Consider the following 18161-nt stretch of genomic DNA (forward strand, 5'->3'; position numbering starts at 1 on the left):
CTTCCTCCAAAAGTAAACAATAGTGTCGAGGGCTATTGTCCCACTCTTGGCGGCGGGACGGGACGGCAGGCGATTATTGAGTAGCCATAGCGGAATGAGCGGCGAGCGCCTACTGGGTATCTACGTAAAGGTCGAACCCGCCCTGCGGTGTGGTGTCGACCGTATCGGGCGCCTGCGAGTTAAAGCTCACGGGAACCATGCGCTTTGAGGCGCGGAAGCGCGTGCCGTCGGTGGCGACGGGCGGTTCATCGACGGTGAGCTCGTAGTCGCCGGGCTTAAGTTCGATGCCGTCACCAGCGGAATTGACGTATTGATACTCGTCAATCGTCTGCCCTTTGAGCGTGCGCCCCACGATGTGGATGAGCATTTGGCTGTCGCCGCGCGCGGTGTCCCACGTCGCGCCGTCCTTGACCTCGACCGACACATGTACCGAGCGCGTGCGACCGAGCGATTGCTCGACAGACATCTCGACCTTGGCGGCGTCTTTTCGCTGTTGTTCGACATGGCTCCAGACGTTTCCAATTACCGAGCATGCGATAACGCCGGCTATGAAGGCGATAAGGATGGGGCCAAGCGGCGAGCGACGTCCTGCATCTTCCTCGCGAGACAGATTGGGGCGACGTGTGGGTGCGGGCGCCTGGGCGCCCTGCGAGGGCACGTCGAGAATACTGAAGGATGCCGTGCTGTCGGGGTCGATGGTGTGACGCGGCTGCGGGGTCTTTGCCGGCGAGATGGACATGTCGGCTGGCTCGCCCAGTGTGGCCGTGGCATCGGCCTTGGCCTCGTCTGCCTCGGCCTGGGCCCAAGCCTGTTCGAAGGTCAGGGGCTCGACGGGGTCGAGGGAGGCGTCCGAGTCGGCGGCGGCGTTGCCGGTCTCGTCCTCGTCGCTCGACACGCCACGCGGCGTAGGCTCGTCCCACCCCTCGTCCGGAGTCTCACCCTCGCTATACCACCATTCAAAGTTATCGATATCCATACGGGGCGCCCCTTAGGCCTCGCAAATAAACACTTGTTAGCCTTATACCCGCAGATGGCGCTGGAGCTCGCACGGAATGCGATAAAGGGACTGCTCCTTTGTCGCATCGAAGTTGCGGTGGAATAGTTCCTGTTTGCACGCCCACTCGAGCTATTTAGGGACTATTTCACCGCAAGTTATTTGAGGGCGACGGGGATTTGGATACAGCAGAAGTCCTCTTGGTGAGACTCGTCGTAGCTCGTGGTGTCCAGGTAGCAAAAATCGAAAGCATTGCCGATGGGCTGGAGCGCGTGCCTGTCCATGCAGGCCACGATGGCGCGGATACCCTCGGGCTCGTACGGCATGCCCCAGCGACTCATGCACAGGTACGTGCCCTCGGGCAGCACCTCGACGCCAATCTCCGCCAGCTCGGCAGGATCGCTCGGCAGTATTTCCTCGGCACCACGCGGCAACACGGCAAAGGAACCGGCACCGGCGATGGGGTCGTCGGAATGCAGCGCCTCGCAACGCAGCATGGCGCCCCAACCGCGCATGGGGCGTGTGCCCGTGAGCGCACGCATGCGCAGAATCGCCCGCATGAGCGTGGGGTGCAGCATCGAGCGGCCACGCTCGATATCGCTCGGGAACTCCTCAAAGACCACGTAGCGGCGCTCGAATTGCTTGAGCTCCGGTTTGCCCTCGCGCTCGCGCCAATAGACCGCCTCGTCGTAAAAACTCAGCCGCTCCTGCACGCTCGCGCGCTCGGCTTTGAGCCCGGCAATCTGCTCGTCGAGCGCCTGCACCCGCGAGCGCAGGTGATCGGTCATCTCTCCAATGTCGAACGTCGAGGTCAGGCGATCGATCTCATCGAGTTCCAGTCCCAAGTCGCGCAGCATGCAGATCAGACGCATGAGCGGGATCTGCGTGGGCGAATAGAAACGGTAGCCTTTTTCGTTAACCACGGCGGGTTTAAACAGACCGATCTTGTCGTAGTAGATGAGCGTTTGGCGCGAAACGTTAAACAAGCTCGCCATCTCGCTAATCGCATACATACCCGTCTGCATAGGTCCTCCCGACACACCCTTTGACACGAAAAGCCCGCCGCCCACAGGGGCAGCGGGCTCAAACACTACTCGTATCCTACCCTAAAGATGCCTATGACCAGCGCTTATAGTTGGCGCACGACACGCCGACGGCCTCGAGTGCCTTGGCGGCGATGTGATGCACCGCCTCATCGAGCGTGGCGGGGCCGTTGTAAAACGTGAGCATGGGCGGCATGAGCATGACACCCGGCACGCGCGCCAGGCGTGCCATGTTGTCGACATGGATCGCACTGAAGGGCGTCTCGCGCACCATAAGCACCAGGCGGCGCTGCTCTTTCATCTGCACATCGGCCGCACGCAGCAACAGGTTTTCGCTGTAGCCGCTCGCGATGCCGGCGAGCGTCTTCATGGAGCAGGGAGCCACGATCATGCCGTCGACCGGATAGGTGCCGCTTGCGATGGCAGCGCCAATGTTCTTGTTGTCGTAGACCACATCGGCATAGCACGCAAACTCGTCGAGCGTCATGCCGAGCTCCTGCTCGATGGTGATCTCTCCCCCGCGCGTGACGACAAGCGCCGACTCAGCGCCGGCCTGGCGCAGGCATTTGAGGCATTCAAGGCCCAGTGCCGCACCGCTGGCGCCAGACACGCCAACGACAATGCGACGGGGACGAACAGAAGACTCAGGCATGACAACTCCTTAACTACTTGGTAGGGCTACTTACTAGAAGGCGAGCTCGGCGGCCCACTTGTCCTTGTCGATCTCCATGAACTGCGAGCGGATGAAGTTCTTCTTGAGGTTAAACGGAACCGTGCAGTCGAAGATGGCCTTGCAGGCGATACCGTGCTCGCGGATCGAAGGATCGAACGCGGGGTCGTTGGACGGATCGAGCACGTGGCAGTGGCAACCGGGGATGGTGATGAGGTCCACGTCGGCCTGGAAGCGCGTGGTCATGGCCCACATCACGTCGCTCATATCGAAGATGTCGACATCCTCGTCGACAAGGATGACGTGCTTGAGCTCGGAGAACGCCGAGAAGGCGAGCATGGCGGCGTTGCGCTGACGGCCCTCGTCATTTTTGCTCGACTTCTTGAACTGCATGATGGCAACGAACTTGCCGCCACCGCAGGGAGCGGCGTGAACGTTGAGCAGGCGGCCCGGGATAGCGGTCTCGACCATCTTGTAGATGGAGGCCTCGGTGGGGATACCGGCCATGGACACGTGCTCGTGCGAAGGGCCGATGCAGCTCTCCATAATGGGGTTGACGCGCGTGGTGACGGCGGTGATCTTGATCACCGGGCAGACCTTGGCGCCACCGGTGTAGCCGGGGAACTCGGGCATGGCGTAGCCGTGGCCGTTGACATCCTCGTTGATGGTCTCGTCGTGCATGAGGTAGCCCTCGAGCACGTACTCGGCATTGGCAATGCACTTCTGCGGAACGGTGACGCAGTCGGCAAGCTCGACGGCGCGGCCGCGCAGGGCGCCGGCGATCTGCAGCTCGTTGAAGCCGAGCGGCGTGGTGGGAGCCTCGAAGCCGCAGCACATGTACACGGCGGGGTCCAGGCCGATGGAGATGGAGATGGGCATATCCTCGCCGCGCTGGCAGTACTCGTCAAAGAACGCACCCAGGTGACGGCTGCCCGGGGTGATCCACATGGCGAGCTTGTCCTTGTCGACGCAGGAGAAGCGGTGGATGGTTACGTCGGACTGGGTGCCATCGGGGCTCGTGCCATAGGCGAGGCCCATGGTGATGTAGGGGCCGCCGTCAACGGGCGTGTTGGTGGGAGCGGGAACGATCTTGCGCAGGTCAAAGCCCTCGTCGGTCGCCTTGTACACGACCTCCTGGCAGTCGACGTGCTTGCCCTCGGCGATCTGCTCGGGGGCGATCAGGTTCTCGAAGCGCTTGCCGATCTCGAGGCCCAGGTGCTCCTCGTCCAGGTCGAGCAGGGCGGCAACGCGCTTGCGGCTGGCAAGCATACCGATGCAGACCTTGGCGTCGTCAAAGCCCTTGACGTTGTTGAAGACCATCGCCGGACCCTCTTTGGTCGGGCGCATGACGGTGCCGCCAGCACCGACGTGACGGTAGACGCCCGAGACCTCGGCATCGGGATCGACCTGGGTGTCGGTCTCGAGCAGCTGGCCCGGCATCTCACGCAAAAAGTCGAGCGCGGAACGCAGGTCGTGGATCTGGGAAGCATCGGTAGTGGACATGGCGTACTCCTTTCGGGAGAGTGTCCGGCGACGGGGTGCCGCCGGACGGGGTAACGTAATGGGGCCGCGGCGCTCACAAATGGAGCGCTCGACCACTCGAAGTTCAAGCGCTTGGCTGCTTACAGCCGGGGCGCTCGACCGCTTACATCAGGCCAAAGAGGTGGAACCAGGCGGCCTCGACCAGCACGACGACAAAGACGACCGCGGTGAGGGGGATGCCCATGCGCATAGCCTCTTTGGAGGTGTAGCCGCCGGCGTCCTTGCCTTCGCCGATAAGGATCGGCAGGTTATGGAACGGCAGGATGTAGTGGATGTTGATGGACGTGAAGACGATGAGCGCCACGGCGAGTGGGCTCACGCTGGAGCCGGCGGCAAAGCTGATAAATGCCGGCACGCACACGCCGAGCACGGCCATGACCGAGCCCATGAACATGTGGATGATCATGGAAAGCGCGGCGACGAGCAGGGCGAACAGGAAGATGTTCTCAGGCACGGAGCTGGGGAGCACGACGTCGGCGATCCAGGCGTTCATGCCGGTGGCACCGCCCACGGAGCCCACGGCCATGGCGGCCGTCAGGAACATGAGGGACTTGATGTCGACAGCGTTCCAGCTGGCGGGAGCGAGGACTTCGCCGATGATGGGCATGGCGAGAGCAACGCCAATGGCCAGGGTGACCCAGCCGATATAGTCGCCCGAGACGGTGAGCCACAGCGCGATGGCGATGACAAGCCACACGATGGTGCGGATCTCCTTGACGGAGAGCTTGCCGAGCGCGGCCTGCTTGGCCACGATCTGCTCGCGATCGTAGACGAGCTCCTTGCTGGGCTTAAAGAGGAAAAGGCCCAGGAACAGGGTGCACAGCAGCGCAACCAGCATAGGCACGCTCATGTACAGGAACCAGTCGACGAAGGACGGGCTCATGCCGCCGGCCTCGGCACTGTACTGCGCAACGAGCGGGTTAAGCGTGGAGTCGCCCGTCAGGAAGAACATGGAACCCGGGGCGGCAGCGGCAAACACGAGGAAGCCGAGCTTGCCCTTGTCGTCGTCACCGTAGCCGGCGGACTCGGCGATGACCGAGACGACGGCGAGGATGAGGAAGGCGCGGGGGAACGGATGCGGGATCAGCAGCGACAGCACAAAGGTGAGCGCGAAGATCGAGATGATGAGCGACTTGGCGTCGCGCACGAACTTGAGCATGAACGCGTAGGCGATGCGCTCGCCCAGGCCCGACTCCTTGACCGCGCTGGCGATGAGGTAGGCGCCGATGACGAGCCACATGGTGGCCTTGGTCCACGAGCTAAACGTGGAGGCGACCGTCGCCGAGATGCTCGCGGCGCCCGTGTCGTCCACGCACACCTTGAACAGGACGAGCAGTGCGCAGTAGAGCAGGCCCACAAAGCCCGGCTGTGCCACGCCGCATGCCCAGAACACCACCGTGGCGAGCGTCAGTGCCAGACAGGTCTGACCGCCGACCGTGAGCTCGACCGTCGAGCTCAGCTCCGCCAAAGGAAGAAACTTCACCAGCAAAAAGACAACGATACCCAGCACAAAGCCAATTTCGCGCTTGGTGATCTTAAACGCCTTCTTTTCCGCTTCCATCTCCCCACCTTTCTTGTTGGGGGCGCTCCGAATTCGCAGCCATGTTGCCGCTTAAAAAGGGGCGCCCGTTATCGGACACCCCTTACGTTGCGCTGTGTTGCGGCAATACAGTCAAGCGGATTTTTTGGATGAGAAGCGATTCCCTAGACAAAAACCGTCACAACATTCGACGCTTTTCCTCGTTTTCGAGATTTTCGCCGAATGTTGTGACGGTTTGGATGTGGCAAAGGGACTGTCTTTTTTACATAGCGAGGGCCGTGCGGATGAATGGGTCGCCGAGGGCCTCGCGGAGCCAGGGGGCCAGCTGCTCGGGGTGACCCTGCAGGTAGCCTTTGAGCTCGGACGGAGCCACGCGACGCACTTCCGAGATCTCCTCTTGGTTGATATGCAGCTCGCCCGGCTCAACATGGGCAAGGTAGACCTCGCACCATTCGCACTCGCAGCGACCGTCGCCGTGGTCCTCGCGGTACACCACGTATCCGAGGTGCTTGAGCTGATCGGGCTCGCGCGTAATGCCGAGCTCTTCGTTGATGCGGCGCGCCGTGGCGGCCGCGACGTCTTCCCCGGGGAGCGGATGGCCGGCGCAGCTATCGGCCAGCACCCCGCCCCACAGGCGCTTGAGCGGACTGCGGCGACAGAGCAGCAGGCGCGCGTCTTCGCCCCGGCCCTCGACCAAAAGCGTCAGAAATGCCTGATGCAGGATGCCCTCACCAGCATGGGCCTCGATGCGGTCGACGGGGCCAAGCGCCTCGCCGGTCGCAGCATCGACCGCCACGACCTCGGCGCCCGCACCGCCCTCATCCCAGCCGGCGCGCAGAATGCGGGCTGCGGCTTCCTCGAGCGCGGCGATGAGCTCCTTGGTGGTGTCGAGCACGCGCTGCAGGTCGTCACCGCTCGCTTGTTCAACATGAAAACCCGTGCTTGCAACTACCGGCACGCCAAAGCGCGTGGCCAGCGCCGCCGCGATATCGTGCGCCGGGATCTCGTCTCGATGGCACGGAACGGCCAGGATGCTCACCGTTGCCGTACGGCCGGGCTCGGGGCGCGGAATGGCCTGCGCCGTGGCGCCCAGGTGCGCAAACTCCGGCGAGCAGGCGTACACCGCCATGCCTCGCGGCGTCACCGTCAGCTGGGCCTCGAGCGCAAACTTGCCCTCGCCCACTGCAACCTTTGTCGTGTGCATACCCATGGGATCTCCTGCCGCCCGCGATGTACCTGAGACCATCTTCGCCTGTATTGCGACTATACAGGCAAGCCCTCCATGTGACAAAGGGACTGCCCCTTTGTCACATTCTGTTAGAGTTGCAGGGATTGAATCCCGCTTATTCATGCGACATTGGAGTGACAACCTTGACCGCCGCAACCACGCCTAAAAGTAAGCCAACCGCCGCCGCGCTCTCCCCCGCGCGCACCAAGCTCTGCCTGGCGCTGCTCGTGCTGTTGGGATTCTCGCTCGGCTGCTCCGAGTTCGTGGTCATCGGCATCGAAAGCGACTTGGCAACGGAACTCGGCATATCACTTGCCACTGCGGGCCAGCTCATCAGCGTGTTTGCGCTCGTCTACGCTATCGCCACGCCGGTGCTTGCGCTCAGCACGGGGCGTTTTCGCCGCTACCAGCTGCTCGTGTGCTATAGCGTCGTCTTTGTGCTCGGCAACCTGGTCATGGCGTTGGCTCCCAACTTCCAGGTGCTGTTTATCTCACGCATTGTCCTGGGCTCTGTCTCGGGTGCGCTGCTCGCCGTGGGCGTGACGTACATCCCTGAGCTGCTATCCCCGCAGCAAACCTCACTTGCCATCTCGGTCGTGTACGGCGCGTTTTCCGTGGCGATGGTCTTTGTGACCTCGATTGGCAAGTTTGTGGCCGACACACTCGATTGGCACGTGGCCATGTACGGCACGCTGACCTTTGCCGTTTTGATCTGTAGCGCGCTCGTGGCGTTTATGCCTCGCGCCGGGCAGACCGATGAGCCCGCCACCTTCCGCGAGCAGGCGGGGCTACTACGCGAGCCGAGTATCATCACCGGCATGCTCATCTTCTTGTTTGGCGTGGGCTCGGTCTACGTATTCTACGGCTACGTGACGCCTTATCTGGAGCAGATGCTGGGCATGGATACCGTTCAGGCGAGCACCACACTTATGGCCTATGGCGTGTTCTGCCTGATCTCGAACATCCTGGGCGGATGGATCGATGCGCGTTTTGGCATGAAGGCGCTGCTGGTTACGTTTGTGCTGCAGGCGGCGGCACTGCTCGGGCTGTTTGCCGTGGGCGCCGCCACGCCGCTCGCGCTGGTCTTTGTCTTTAGCCTGGCGATGCTCATGTACCTGTTCTCGGTCTCATGCATCACGCACTTTATGGACGTGGCACGCAGCCGCCATCCCAAGTCGATGGTACTCGCAAGTTCGGTTGAGCCCATGGCGTTTAACGTCGGCATCTCGTTTGGCACCGCAGTGGGCGGCGCCGTGGTAAGCAGCATTGGCATTGCGTACGTGGGTGCAGTGGGCGCCGCGTTCTCGCTTGTGGCCTGGGCGCTCACGCTGGTGACGATTAAGTTGGCTCGCTGGGAGCGCCGTCGTCAATCTGCACAGCCCCGGATGCAGGCATAGGGGCGAACATAGCCCAAGGTGGCGAGCAACCGGTGAAAACCGTCCCATACGAGTAGTGTTTATCCGCCTGCAAGCTCCAGCAGTGCAATTTCGTGTACTTCAGATACACACTTTTCTACTATTTCGTGTATTCCAAGTACATGAAATCGTACTAAACTATGTATCTGAAGTACACGAAATTGGAAAGGCGGCCCCATGCGCAGATCAATCGAATCCGTTATCGAATCATGGGCGACAAAGGACGCGTCGCGCCCCCTCCTCATCCGTGGTGCGCGACGCGTAGGCAAAACGTACGTTGCCGAGGAAATCGGCAGACGAATCGCCGGCGATGCGTTTGTCAAACTCGACTTTCAGACCGATCTTGAGCTGATCGCTCCGCTGTTCGACTGTCCCACCGACGACGTTAACGCCATCGTGGCGCGAATCTCAGACTATAAACGCACCCCCATTCGCAAAGAAACCGCCTTCATCCTGTTTGACGAGGTGCAGCTCTGCGAACGGGCGCTCAACTCGCTTCGCTTTTTTTCGGGTTCGGGCTGGCGCATATGCGCGACCGGCAGTCAGCTCGGCGTCGCCACGCGCAAGCGCAAGTTGCCTTTTCCCAGCGGCGTTCGTCAAGAGACCATGCATCCTATGTCGTTCGAGGAGTTTCTCTGGGCGCTCGACGAGGAGCAGATGGCCAATGCCATTCGTACCCACGCCGGCACGCTCGAGACCTACGCCGCGCACCAAGCCGCGCTCAGCCTGTTTCATCGATACCAGATCGTGGGCGGCATGCCCGCCGCCGTCAACGCATATCGCAAGACGTTATCCATCGAGGATGCGCGCGTCGAGCAGCGCGAAATCGACGAGACCTATACCGCCGATATGACCGACCCCGAAAACGGGATCAGCGGCGTGGCGGCGCGCAAGGTCTGGCGCTCCATTCCGTCCCAGCTGCTGAGATCGTCCACAAAAAAATTCAAGTACTCCGAGGTCGAACGCGGAGGCCGTCGCGCCAAGCTTATCGAGCCGCTCGACTGGCTCGAAGGCGCCGGCATCATATCGGTCAACAACCTGACCGAAGGCATCGAGCCTCCCCTCGTTCCCTTCGACGACGAAGATGGAAGTTTCTTTAAGGTCTATCTTCTCGATACCGGCCTCATGTTCTACAAACTCGGCATCAACCCGCGGCTCTGGCTCGACCTCAAAGAGGATTCCGCCATAGCGCTATCTTCCGACTTCCGAGGCGCCCTGGCGGAAAACTCGGTCATGCAAGCATTTTCGGGCAATAGCTTGCAGACGTATTACTGGGTGCCGCCGTCGTCTTGGAAGACGACCGGCGAGCTCGATTTTTTACTTCAGACCGACCGTATGGAAATTGTGCCCGTCGAAGTAAAGTCCGCACGTAACGTGCGCGCGAGAACCCTCGGGTCGTTTATGGACAAAGCCCGATCGCCATATGCCTACATTTTGTCCGAGAACAATTTTTCCCGCAGCGAAACCGATGACGGGCGCGAGCTGCGCCACCTCCCCTTGTACGCAGCGGGCTTTATTGGAGCAAACTGCCTCAAGAGCAGTCTGTAAGCCCTGCGCGACCGCCTAGAAAGGAAGCCGCTCATGCAACGCATTCTTTTTATCTGCTATGGAAACATCTGCCGCTCGACGATGGCCGAGTCGGTGTTTACCGAGCTCGTGCGCCGCGCTGGGCGCGAGGCGGAGTTTGCCATCGATTCCGCGGCGACCTCGACCGAGGAGATCGGCAACCCGCCACACCACAGTACCGTTGCCAAGCTACGCGAGGTCGGGATTCCCGTCGTCGCACATCGCGCACGTCAGGTACGTCGCGCGGAGTATGGCGACTGGGACCACATTGTCTATATGGACGACGAGAACGCCCGCGCCCTGTACCGAATTTTTGGGAAGGACCCCGATGGCAAGATCTCGCGCCTGCTCGATTGGACCGATCGCCCCGGCGACGTGGCCGACCCCTGGTACACCGGCAATTTCGACGCCACCTACCGCGATGTACTCGCCGGTTGCACCGCCATGCTCGAGCAGCTGTAGGCGCTCGGGCGGCGCGGGCACACGGGCCACGCCGTCGGCATAAAACGAGCGTGGATTTTCTCCCACTTTGAGCGTTCGAGTGCGCTCTAAACGGGAGAAAATCCACGCTCGTTATCTCGGTGGGAGAAAATCCACACTCATGAATGTGACAAAGGGACTGTCCCTTTGTCACATCCGGGACTGGCCCTAGACCGGCTTGACCTCCAGCTTTATCCCCTCGGCGCAGGAGTCGCCCAAAACATCCGAAAGGGCCCAGGTCGCATATAGCGGCAAATAGAGAACCGCTCCGTTGCGCTCAACGTTGCCTCTCGAGAAAACAATCCCGAGCCTTACGCCATATTCAGCCGTATCAAGCACATGACCGAGCGCAGCGTGCGCGTGGTAATAGGAGCCCGATTTAACCTCGATCGGAACAGCCGTCCCATCCGGTCCGTCGACCACAAAGTCCACTTCACCGCGCTTTTTTGTCTGATAGTAGTAAAGCTGGCGATTTTGGGCAGCCAGCTGCTGGGCCACCACGTTTTCGTAAATGCCGCCCAGATTGGGCTCCTTGCTATCAAGATACGCCGCTTGGGCGACTCCAACGGGGTAGCGCGCCATCAACATGCCCGTATCCGATTGGTATAGCTTGAACTGCGATGGCCGTGCCGTCTTGAGCAGGGGCGACTTTGGCTCGGTTACGATATCGGCTTTGAGAGCAACGCCGGCATCGACAAGCCAGACAAAATCTCGCTGGTACTTCTCATAATGCGCCTTGGGGTCAATGGAATTGAGCACGAAACGCTTGTGTTCGCCCTCGAGCATAATAGGGAGCTGATCGTAGATGCTCTGCACCTGCAGGGCTCGCCCGCTTGCATACTTGGAGATATCCCGCCGGTACTGTTCGTTGAGCTCTGACTGTAGCTGACGAACAGAGGCAAGGTCGCCCTGCGTGTCAAGGAAACGCTGCACGACCTCCGGCATTCCGCCGACAACGGTATAGGTCCTGAAGTTTGCCATCATCGCGTCATGAATGTAATCAGGAATGGGCCTCTCGCTGATACACGCGTCACGTATCGTTTGGCGAGCCCCCTCGCTCACCCCGGTTGCCCAGCAAAACTCCTCAAAATCGAGCGGGAACATCCTAAGCTCGTGGACATACCCCACGGGATAGGACCTGACGCCCTTGAACTGGGTCCCGAGCATTGACCCCGAAAACGCCCAGCGGCACCTCCCGTCCTCAACAAGGAACTTTGCCATCGTCATGATGTCGGGGGCCTCTTGGACCTCATCGATAAACACGAGCGTTTTGCCTGGTGCAATCGACTTTCCCGAAAGAAGCGTCACCCTGCTGATGAAATCATCGGCATCCCGCGCCTCGAGAAGAGCATCTTTTGCCTGGCGATTTTCCATGAGGTTAAGCTCGATGTAGGTTGCATGGCTGGCTTTGCCAAATGCGCGAATCGAATAGCTTTTGCCGATCTGGCGAGAACCCGTAATGAATAAGGCCTTTTGCTCGGCAGACTTCAGCCAACGCTCCAGCTCTGCCGCTATTTTCCTGCGCAGCATAGGCTCTCCCCTCGGTGTCATCAAATGAAATGCAAAGTTTTATACGCTTGATTATCAATGAAACGCAGAATTTTTAGAACCTAAAATCGGATGAAATGCAGAGATTTGAGATTACAAGCATAGTAGAAGGGGCACCACCGGCGAATGTGACAAAAGAACTGTCCCTTTGTCACATTGCGCTCAACTACTCGTCGACGATCTCGGCGAGCCAAACGTTCAACGTATCGACTTCGGGGCAGCAGAACTTTGCCGTACCGGGCTCGTTGCCAGGCACGGTTCCGCCATAGCGCAGGATATCGATATAGGGAAAGCCCACATGGCAGGCCATGGCGCACATCTTGCCGCGGTCGCGGTCGAAGTCGAAGACGTCACCCGGCTTGTGACCGTGGTGGCAGCGGCATGTGCCCAGCTGGTCAACATAGCTAATGCGAATACGCGGGCGCTTGCCACGCGGTGCGCCGAGCGGCTTGTTCTCGCCCGTGGCCTCGGTGCCGCTCTCGTCGGCGTTACTCATGGTCAATCACATCCAGGCAGGCCTCGATGGGAAGGCCGGCAGACTTATCCTCCTGGTCGGCATTGCGCTCGATAAGCTCGGCTACCACGCGCATGGCATCGCTCGTCGCGCGCTGCAGGCTCCAACCAGCCATAACGCGGCCGACAAGCACCGCCGAGAACGTGTCGCCCGTGCCCGGGAAGTAAACCGGGATCAGGTCGAAGGGAATCGTGAAGTACTCCCCCGCCACATGGTCGTAACCGATGACGACATTCGCACCGTCGACCACAGCGCTCGTAATGACCACCGACTTGGCGCCCAGGGCACGCACGGCATCCACAAGAGCGCGGCCCTCATCGGGCGTGATTTGCTCGGCAATGGGCGCATCGGTAAGCAGGCACGCCTCGGTGTAGTTTGGCACCGCATAGTCGGCGCACTCGAGCAGGCTGCGCATGAGACCGATCGTGGACTCGGGCACGCCGGCGTAGAGCTTGCCGTTGTCGCCCATGATGGGATCGACGAAAACCTTAGTGCCCTTTTGCGCGCGGCGGTGGCAGAAGTCCGAAATGATGCGCGTCTCTTCCTCGGTCACGATAAAGCCGGTCGAGATGGCGTCGAACTCAAAGCCGAGCTCCTCCCAGATAGCGAGGCTTTGGCGCACGTACTCCGTGGTGTCGTGGATGTAGAACTTGGGATAGTTGAGCGTATCGGACACAAGTGCCGTCGGCAGGTTATGGATACGGTAGCCCATGTGCGACAGCACCGGCAGCATGGCGGAAAGCGCAACCTTGCCGTAGCCGCACATATCGTTGATCAGCAGCAGCTGAGTGTTCTTCATGAGGGTCTCCCTTGGTTCGGGCACGGCGCAGCAGCGCCACAGTGCGACTAAGTGTAGCGCAGGGAGCGTTTGCAGCGTCGAGCGGTTACGGCGTTTGGCAAAACGCCGTAACTTAATAAGTTTGGTACCTTGACATTTATTTCTCACGCTCCTAAATTAGTTAGGCACAAAACAATTACTCTACCTAACTAAAGAAAGGAGCGAAGCTTCGATTATGTGTGTTGAACCACACGCCCATCCGCATGAACCCGGCGGCGACCCCTCACGGCCGGCAGACGAGCCCGAGACTCAGTCCAAGGAGGACCGTCTCGCCAAGAGAATCCTCCATGGGCTGGGGTTTTGCGGCCATTACATGCATTTTCACGGCGGCGGCATATCTGGTAAGGCGCCCATCATCTGCCTGCTGGCCAAGCAGCCCGGCGGCGAGATGTCGCAGCAGGAACTCGGCATGCACTTTGACCTCAAGCCGGGGTCGCTTTCCGAGATCCTGTCCAAGCTCGAGGTCAACGGTCTCATCGAGCGCAGCCGTAACCCCAAGGATCGACGGCAACTCACCATTCGCCTGACCGAAACCGGCCGGGAAAACGCCCGCATCGACCAGGCGGCCCGCATCCGCTTTAGAGAACGGGCCTTTAGTGCCCTCACTCACGACGAGCGCGAGCAGCTCGCCGAAATGCTCGAGAAAATCCGTGTAACCTGGGAGGAACTGGATGATTAAAACCCTCATGGGCAGCATCCGCGACTATATAAAAGTCACCGTTGCCACGCCATTGCTCGTGCTTGGCGAGGTGCTCTGCGAGATGCTGATTCCATTTATCACCGCCAACCTGATCGACGCCATCAAAGACGGTACCACCGTAGCCGAGATGCTTCCCACCGCAGGCTTTTTGGTGCTCATCGCGCTGACGTCGCTTGCTTTTGGTGCCGCTGCCGGCGTCACCTGCAGCCATGCGAGTTGCGGCTTCGCCAAGAACCTGCGTCACGACCTGTTCTACAAGATCCAGACGTTCAGCTTTGCCAACATCGATGAGTTCTCGAGCTCCTCGCTCGTCACGCGTCTGACCACCGATATCAACAACGTGCAGCAGGCCTTTATGATGATCATCCGTATCGCCGTGCGCGCGCCGCTGGTCTTGATCTTCGCCTTTACCATGGCATTTATCATGGGCGGCAGCGTCGCCATGGTCTACCTGGTCATCATTCCGCTGCTGGGCTTTGGACTGTTCTTTATCATCTTTAAGGTACGCCCCATCTTCTCGCGCGTGTTCCACAAGTACGACGCCCTTAACGAGTCCGTCGAGGAAAACGTCACCGGCATGCGCGTGGTCAAGAGCTACGTGCGCGAAGACTTTGAGAAGGAGAAGTTCGCCACCGCCGCGCGCGACGTCCAGATGGACTTCACCCGCGCCGAGAAGCTGCTCGCCTTTAACAACCCCATGATGAACATCTGCGTCAACGGCGCGTTTGTCGTCATCATCTACCTGGGCTCCAAGCTCATCATCACGAGCCAGGGCACGCTGTTCGACGTGGGCCAGCTCTCCTCGATCTTTACCTACGGTTTTCAGATCCTCATGAGCCTGATGCAGCTGTCGATGATCTTTGTCATGGTGACCATGGCCGACGAATCGGCGCACCGCATTACCGAGGTGCTGGCCGCCGAGCCCACGATCGCCGATCCCGCCGAGCCCGTGCTCGAGGTTGCCGACGGCTCCATCGACTTTGACCACGTGAGCTTTAAGTATTCCGCGCATGCGAAGCGCCAGGCGCTCGACGATATCGACCTGCACATTAAGAGCGGCGAGACCATCGGCATCATCGGCGGCACCGGCTCGGCCAAGTCCACGCTCGTAAACCTCATCGCCCGCCTGTACGACGCCACCGAAGGCACCGTGCGCGTGGGCGGCATGGACGTGCGCGACTACGACCTGGACGCACTGCGTCACCAAGTGGCCATGGTGCTGCAGAAAAACGTGCTGTTTAGCGGCACCATCGCCGAGAACCTGCGCTGGGGCGACCCGAACGCCACCGACGAAGAGGTCCGCGAGGCGGCACATCTGGCCTGCGCCGATGAGTTTGTCGACGGCTTCCCCAAGGGTTACGACACCTGGATCGAGCAGGGCGGCTCCAATGTTTCCGGCGGTCAGAAGCAGCGCCTGTGCATTGCGCGCGCTCTGCTGCGTCGCCCCAAGATCTTGATCCTGGACGACTCCACCAGCGCCGTCGACACCAAGACCGACGCCAAGATCCGCGCAGGGTTGGCAAGCTATCTGCCCAACACAACCAAGCTCATCATCGCCCAGCGCATCAGCTCCGTGCAGGACGCAGACCGCATCATCGTCATGGAGGGTGGCCGTATCGCGCAGATCGGCAACCATGACGAGCTGCTCAAGACAAGCGAGATCTACCGCGAGACCTTCACCTCGCAAAACAAGATGTCTGCCGAGGGCGGAGAAGCCGTCGAGGCCGACACCGAGGCATCCGTAACGCAAGCTCAGACCCAGGAAGGAGGCGAGGCACATGAGTAAGGCAACGACCGCCGAGCGCGCGCTCAACCGCAAGGGCGGCACCATGTCGCGCCTCATCAAGACGCTCTTTGGCTTCTACCCCGTGCTTTTGCCCCTCGTCGTTGTCGGCGTGGTGCTCTGCGCCATCATCAACTCCATCGGCGCGACCTTCCTTCAGAGCGCTCTGCAGATTATTAGCGAATCGTGGCAGTCGGGCGATTGGGAAGCCGCACAGCCCAAGATCGCACAGCTCGTGACCACCCTCGCCTGCATCTACGGCGTCGGCATCCTGTCTTCGCTCTTCTGGAACCGCGCCATGGCCATCGTCACGCAGGGCTCGCTCGAGAAGCTGCGCGAGAAGATGTTCAACCGCATGCAGGACCTGCCGATTCGCTACTTCGACACGCACCAGCGCGGCGACATCATGAGCCACTACACCAACGACATCGACACGCTGCGCCAGATGATCAGCCAGTCGCTGCCCAACCTGCTCATGACGGTCATCGTCATCGTCACGGTATTCTTTATCATGCTGTACTACAGCGTGTGGATGTGCCTGGTCATTGTGGCCGGCGTCGTCTTTATGACCTTTATGACCAAGCTGCTCGGCTCCAACTCCGCGCGTTTCTTTATTGCGCAGCAGTCCGAGCTCGGCGTGGTCGAGGGCCATATCGAGGAAGTCATGAACGGCCAGAAGGTCGTCAAGGCATTCTGCCACGAGTCTGCCGCCGAGGCCGATTTTGACGAGCGCAACGAAAAGCTCTTCGAGGTCTCGCAGAAGGCCAACATGTACGCCAACATCCTCATGCCTATCCTTATGAACCTGGGCAACCTGCTCTACGTGTTGGTGGCCCTTGCCGGCGGCATTTTCCTGGCGCTGGGCGTGCCCAACCTGAGCATCTCGGGCATGACGCTGTCCATCGCCGTCGTGGTGCCGTTCCTCAACATGACCAAGCAGTTCTGCGGACAGATCGGTCAGATCTCGCAGCAGATCAACGCCGTGGTCATGGGCCTCGCCGGCGCCGACCGCATCTTTGAGCTCATCGACGAGGAGCCCGAGGCCGACGAAGGCTACGTGACGCTCGTCAACGCGCAGGTGAACCCCGAGACTTGGGAGTTCGAGGAGGCCGACCACCACACCGGCATGTGGGCATGGAAACACCCGCACCGCGCAACCGGCGAGATCGAGTACGTACCGCTGCGCGGCGACCTGGTCATGGACAACGTCGACTTTGGCTACACGCCCGACCACGAGGTGCTGCACGGCGTGTCCGTGTTTGCCAAGCCGGGCCAGAAGGTCGCGTTTGTCGGCGCCACCGGTGCGGGCAAGACGACCATCACCAACCTCATCAACCGCTTCTATGACATCGCCGACGGCAAGATTCGCTACGACGGCATCAACGTCAACAAGATCCGCAAGGCCGATCTGCGCCGCTCGCTGGGCGTGGTACTGCAGGACGTGAACCTGTTCACCGGCACCGTGATGGACAACATCCGCTACGGCAACCTAGACGCCACCGACGAGGAGTGCATCGCGGCGGCAAAGCTCGCCGGCGCGGACGACTTTATCACCCGCCTGCCCGACGGCTACGACACGATGCTCACCGGCAACGGCGCACAGCTGTCGCAGGGCCAGCGCCAGCTGATTTCGATCGCACGTGCTGCCGTCGCCGATCCGCCGGCAATGATTCTGGACGAGGCCACGAGCTCCATCGACACCCGCACCGAGGCCATCGTGCAGGCAGGCATGGATAAGCTCATGGAGGGCCGCACGACGTTTGTCATCGCGCACCGTCTCTCCACCGTGCGCAACTCCGACGCGATCATCTGCCTGGACCACGGCCGCATTATCGAGCGCGGTAACCACGACGAGCTGATAGCCAAGCGCGGGTATTACTACCAGCTCTACACCGGAGCGTTTGAGCTGGAGTAGTTCGGCCCGCCGAGACGGCCGATTTGCCGCTCATTCGTCGGGCATGACCCTAAGGTCAATGCCCTCCTCTTTCGGGGCAAATCGACTCATCTCAGCGACCCAAACACAATGCGCCGCAACGAATAAAGCCTCCGCAGCCACACGAGCTGCGGAGGCTTTTTCATGCCGGCCGGAAACCGTATCCCACTTTTCGGGCCCAAAATGGGATGCCGTTTCCCGCTGGACCCCCTCCGGGAAACGGCATCCCATTTCAAGGGGGTAAACCGGGATGTGATTTCCCCTAACGGCACCTTTGGGAAGCCGCATCCGGTCGCGCGCGCAGACGTGGTGTAAGAGTGTCCTGAGGTCCGTCGCTGCAAGTCCCGATGTTACTCCTTCTTGAGAC

15 protein-coding genes are annotated in these 18161 nt (G+C 60.6%); 6 read left to right on the forward strand and 9 right to left on the reverse strand.

Translation table 11 applies throughout. The features are described from left to right. Positions 1 to 109 precede the first annotated feature (109 nt). The 6 genes from I2E45_RS07235 to I2E45_RS07260 form a co-directional block, all read right to left on the reverse strand. On the reverse strand, positions 110 to 976 hold the full coding sequence (locus tag I2E45_RS07235) for a hypothetical protein (protein WP_195445306.1): 867 nt from the start codon (positions 974 to 976) through the stop codon (positions 110 to 112). Between the two features lie 176 nt (positions 977 to 1152). Next, complete coding sequence (locus I2E45_RS07240; RefSeq protein WP_195445308.1) at positions 1153 to 2019, reverse strand: MerR family transcriptional regulator; 867 nt, start codon at positions 2017 to 2019, stop codon at positions 1153 to 1155. A gap of 91 nt (positions 2020 to 2110) precedes the next feature. Continuing rightward, on the reverse strand, positions 2111 to 2689 hold the full coding sequence (locus I2E45_RS07245) for a UbiX family flavin prenyltransferase (RefSeq protein ID WP_055286312.1): 579 nt from the start codon (positions 2687 to 2689) through the stop codon (positions 2111 to 2113). A gap of 33 nt (positions 2690 to 2722) precedes the next feature. Beyond that, the gene (locus tag I2E45_RS07250) at positions 2723 to 4210 is read right to left on the reverse strand and encodes a UbiD family decarboxylase (protein WP_195445310.1); all 1488 of its coding nucleotides are present in this window, start codon (positions 4208 to 4210) and stop codon (positions 2723 to 2725) included. A 142-nt stretch (positions 4211 to 4352) separates the two neighbouring features. Continuing rightward, positions 4353 to 5810 carry an SLC13 family permease gene (locus tag I2E45_RS07255; RefSeq protein WP_229058877.1) on the reverse strand — a complete coding sequence of 486 codons (1458 nt, stop codon included), beginning with the start codon at positions 5808 to 5810 and terminating at the stop codon, positions 4353 to 4355. A gap of 241 nt (positions 5811 to 6051) precedes the next feature. Beyond that, a complete protein-coding gene (locus tag I2E45_RS07260) occupies positions 6052 to 6993 on the reverse strand; it encodes an isopentenyl-diphosphate Delta-isomerase (protein WP_195445312.1) in 942 nt (313 codons plus the stop codon). A 158-nt stretch (positions 6994 to 7151) separates the two neighbouring features. On the opposite strand from I2E45_RS07260, the gene I2E45_RS07265 reads away from it, so the two are divergent. The 3 genes from I2E45_RS07265 (at position 7152) to I2E45_RS07275 (ending at position 10460) form a co-directional block, all read left to right on the forward strand. Continuing rightward, positions 7152 to 8414 (forward strand): MFS transporter, encoded by a 1263-nt coding sequence (locus tag I2E45_RS07265; protein WP_271742273.1) that lies wholly within the window; start codon positions 7152 to 7154, stop codon positions 8412 to 8414. Between the two features lie 195 nt (positions 8415 to 8609). Further along, the gene (locus I2E45_RS07270; RefSeq protein WP_055286306.1) at positions 8610 to 9980 is read left to right on the forward strand and encodes an ATP-binding protein; all 1371 of its coding nucleotides are present in this window, start codon (positions 8610 to 8612) and stop codon (positions 9978 to 9980) included. A 33-nt stretch (positions 9981 to 10013) separates the two neighbouring features. After that, positions 10014 to 10460: a low molecular weight protein-tyrosine-phosphatase gene (locus I2E45_RS07275; RefSeq protein ID WP_195445314.1), complete on the forward strand. Its 447-nt coding sequence runs from the start codon at positions 10014 to 10016 to the stop codon at positions 10458 to 10460. A 186-nt stretch (positions 10461 to 10646) separates the two neighbouring features. Here I2E45_RS07275 and I2E45_RS07280 read toward each other — a convergent pair whose 3' ends face one another. The 3 genes from I2E45_RS07280 to I2E45_RS07290 form a co-directional block, all read right to left on the reverse strand. After that, complete coding sequence (locus I2E45_RS07280; protein WP_195445316.1) at positions 10647 to 12008, reverse strand: ATP-binding protein; 1362 nt, start codon at positions 12006 to 12008, stop codon at positions 10647 to 10649. Positions 12009 to 12192: 184 nt separating this feature from the next. Next, entirely contained in the window at positions 12193 to 12522 is a 330-nt protein-coding gene (locus I2E45_RS07285) for a TIGR04076 family protein (RefSeq protein ID WP_229058879.1), read from the reverse strand. After that, a complete protein-coding gene (locus I2E45_RS07290; RefSeq protein WP_195445317.1) occupies positions 12515 to 13339 on the reverse strand; it encodes a PfkB family carbohydrate kinase in 825 nt (274 codons plus the stop codon). Before I2E45_RS07290 ends, I2E45_RS07285 begins: the two co-directional genes overlap by 8 nt. A 214-nt stretch (positions 13340 to 13553) precedes the next feature. Here I2E45_RS07290 and I2E45_RS07295 point away from each other — a divergent pair, with 214 nt between their 5' ends. The 3 genes from I2E45_RS07295 to I2E45_RS07305 are packed head-to-tail and all read left to right on the forward strand — an operon-like array spanning position 13554 to position 17776. Next, on the forward strand, positions 13554 to 14057 hold the full coding sequence (locus I2E45_RS07295) for a MarR family winged helix-turn-helix transcriptional regulator (RefSeq protein WP_195445318.1): 504 nt from the start codon (positions 13554 to 13556) through the stop codon (positions 14055 to 14057). Next, positions 14050 to 15864: an ABC transporter ATP-binding protein gene (locus I2E45_RS07300; protein ID WP_229058880.1), complete on the forward strand. Its 1815-nt coding sequence runs from the start codon at positions 14050 to 14052 to the stop codon at positions 15862 to 15864. Before I2E45_RS07295 ends, I2E45_RS07300 begins: the two co-directional genes overlap by 8 nt. Then, the gene (locus tag I2E45_RS07305; RefSeq protein ID WP_195445319.1) at positions 15857 to 17776 is read left to right on the forward strand and encodes an ABC transporter ATP-binding protein; all 1920 of its coding nucleotides are present in this window, start codon (positions 15857 to 15859) and stop codon (positions 17774 to 17776) included. The genes I2E45_RS07300 and I2E45_RS07305 overlap by 8 nt, the downstream gene beginning before the upstream one ends. The last annotated feature ends 385 nt before the right edge of the window (positions 17777 to 18161 follow it).

Origin of the sequence: Collinsella aerofaciens, assembly GCF_015555045.1 — a bacterium.
In the GTDB taxonomy this organism is placed as follows: domain Bacteria; phylum Actinomycetota; class Coriobacteriia; order Coriobacteriales; family Coriobacteriaceae; genus Collinsella; species Collinsella aerofaciens_W.

Excerpts from the sequence above, each read along its gene's own strand:
- I2E45_RS07235 (WP_195445306.1), bottom strand. The coding sequence starts at position 976 with ATGGATATCGATAACTTTGAATGGTGGTATAGCGAGGGTGAGACTCCG.
- I2E45_RS07240 (WP_195445308.1), bottom strand. The coding sequence starts at position 2,019 with ATGCAGACGGGTATGTATGCGATTAGCGAGATGGCGAGCTTGTTTAAC.
- I2E45_RS07245 (WP_055286312.1), bottom strand. The coding sequence starts at position 2,689 with ATGCCTGAGTCTTCTGTTCGTCCCCGTCGCATTGTCGTTGGCGTGTCT.
- I2E45_RS07250 (WP_195445310.1), bottom strand. The coding sequence starts at position 4,210 with ATGTCCACTACCGATGCTTCCCAGATCCACGACCTGCGTTCCGCGCTC.
- I2E45_RS07255 (WP_229058877.1), bottom strand. The coding sequence starts at position 5,810 with ATGGAAGCGGAAAAGAAGGCGTTTAAGATCACCAAGCGCGAAATTGGC.
- I2E45_RS07260 (WP_195445312.1), bottom strand. The coding sequence starts at position 6,993 with ATGCACACGACAAAGGTTGCAGTGGGCGAGGGCAAGTTTGCGCTCGAG.
- I2E45_RS07270 (WP_055286306.1), top strand. The coding sequence starts at position 8,610 with ATGCGCAGATCAATCGAATCCGTTATCGAATCATGGGCGACAAAGGAC.
- I2E45_RS07275 (WP_195445314.1), top strand. The coding sequence starts at position 10,014 with ATGCAACGCATTCTTTTTATCTGCTATGGAAACATCTGCCGCTCGACG.
- I2E45_RS07280 (WP_195445316.1), bottom strand. The coding sequence starts at position 12,008 with ATGCTGCGCAGGAAAATAGCGGCAGAGCTGGAGCGTTGGCTGAAGTCT.
- I2E45_RS07285 (WP_229058879.1), bottom strand. The coding sequence starts at position 12,522 with ATGAGTAACGCCGACGAGAGCGGCACCGAGGCCACGGGCGAGAACAAG.
- I2E45_RS07290 (WP_195445317.1), bottom strand. The coding sequence starts at position 13,339 with ATGAAGAACACTCAGCTGCTGCTGATCAACGATATGTGCGGCTACGGC.
- I2E45_RS07295 (WP_195445318.1), top strand. The coding sequence starts at position 13,554 with ATGTGTGTTGAACCACACGCCCATCCGCATGAACCCGGCGGCGACCCC.
- I2E45_RS07300 (WP_229058880.1), top strand. The coding sequence starts at position 14,050 with ATGATTAAAACCCTCATGGGCAGCATCCGCGACTATATAAAAGTCACC.
- I2E45_RS07305 (WP_195445319.1), top strand. The coding sequence starts at position 15,857 with ATGAGTAAGGCAACGACCGCCGAGCGCGCGCTCAACCGCAAGGGCGGC.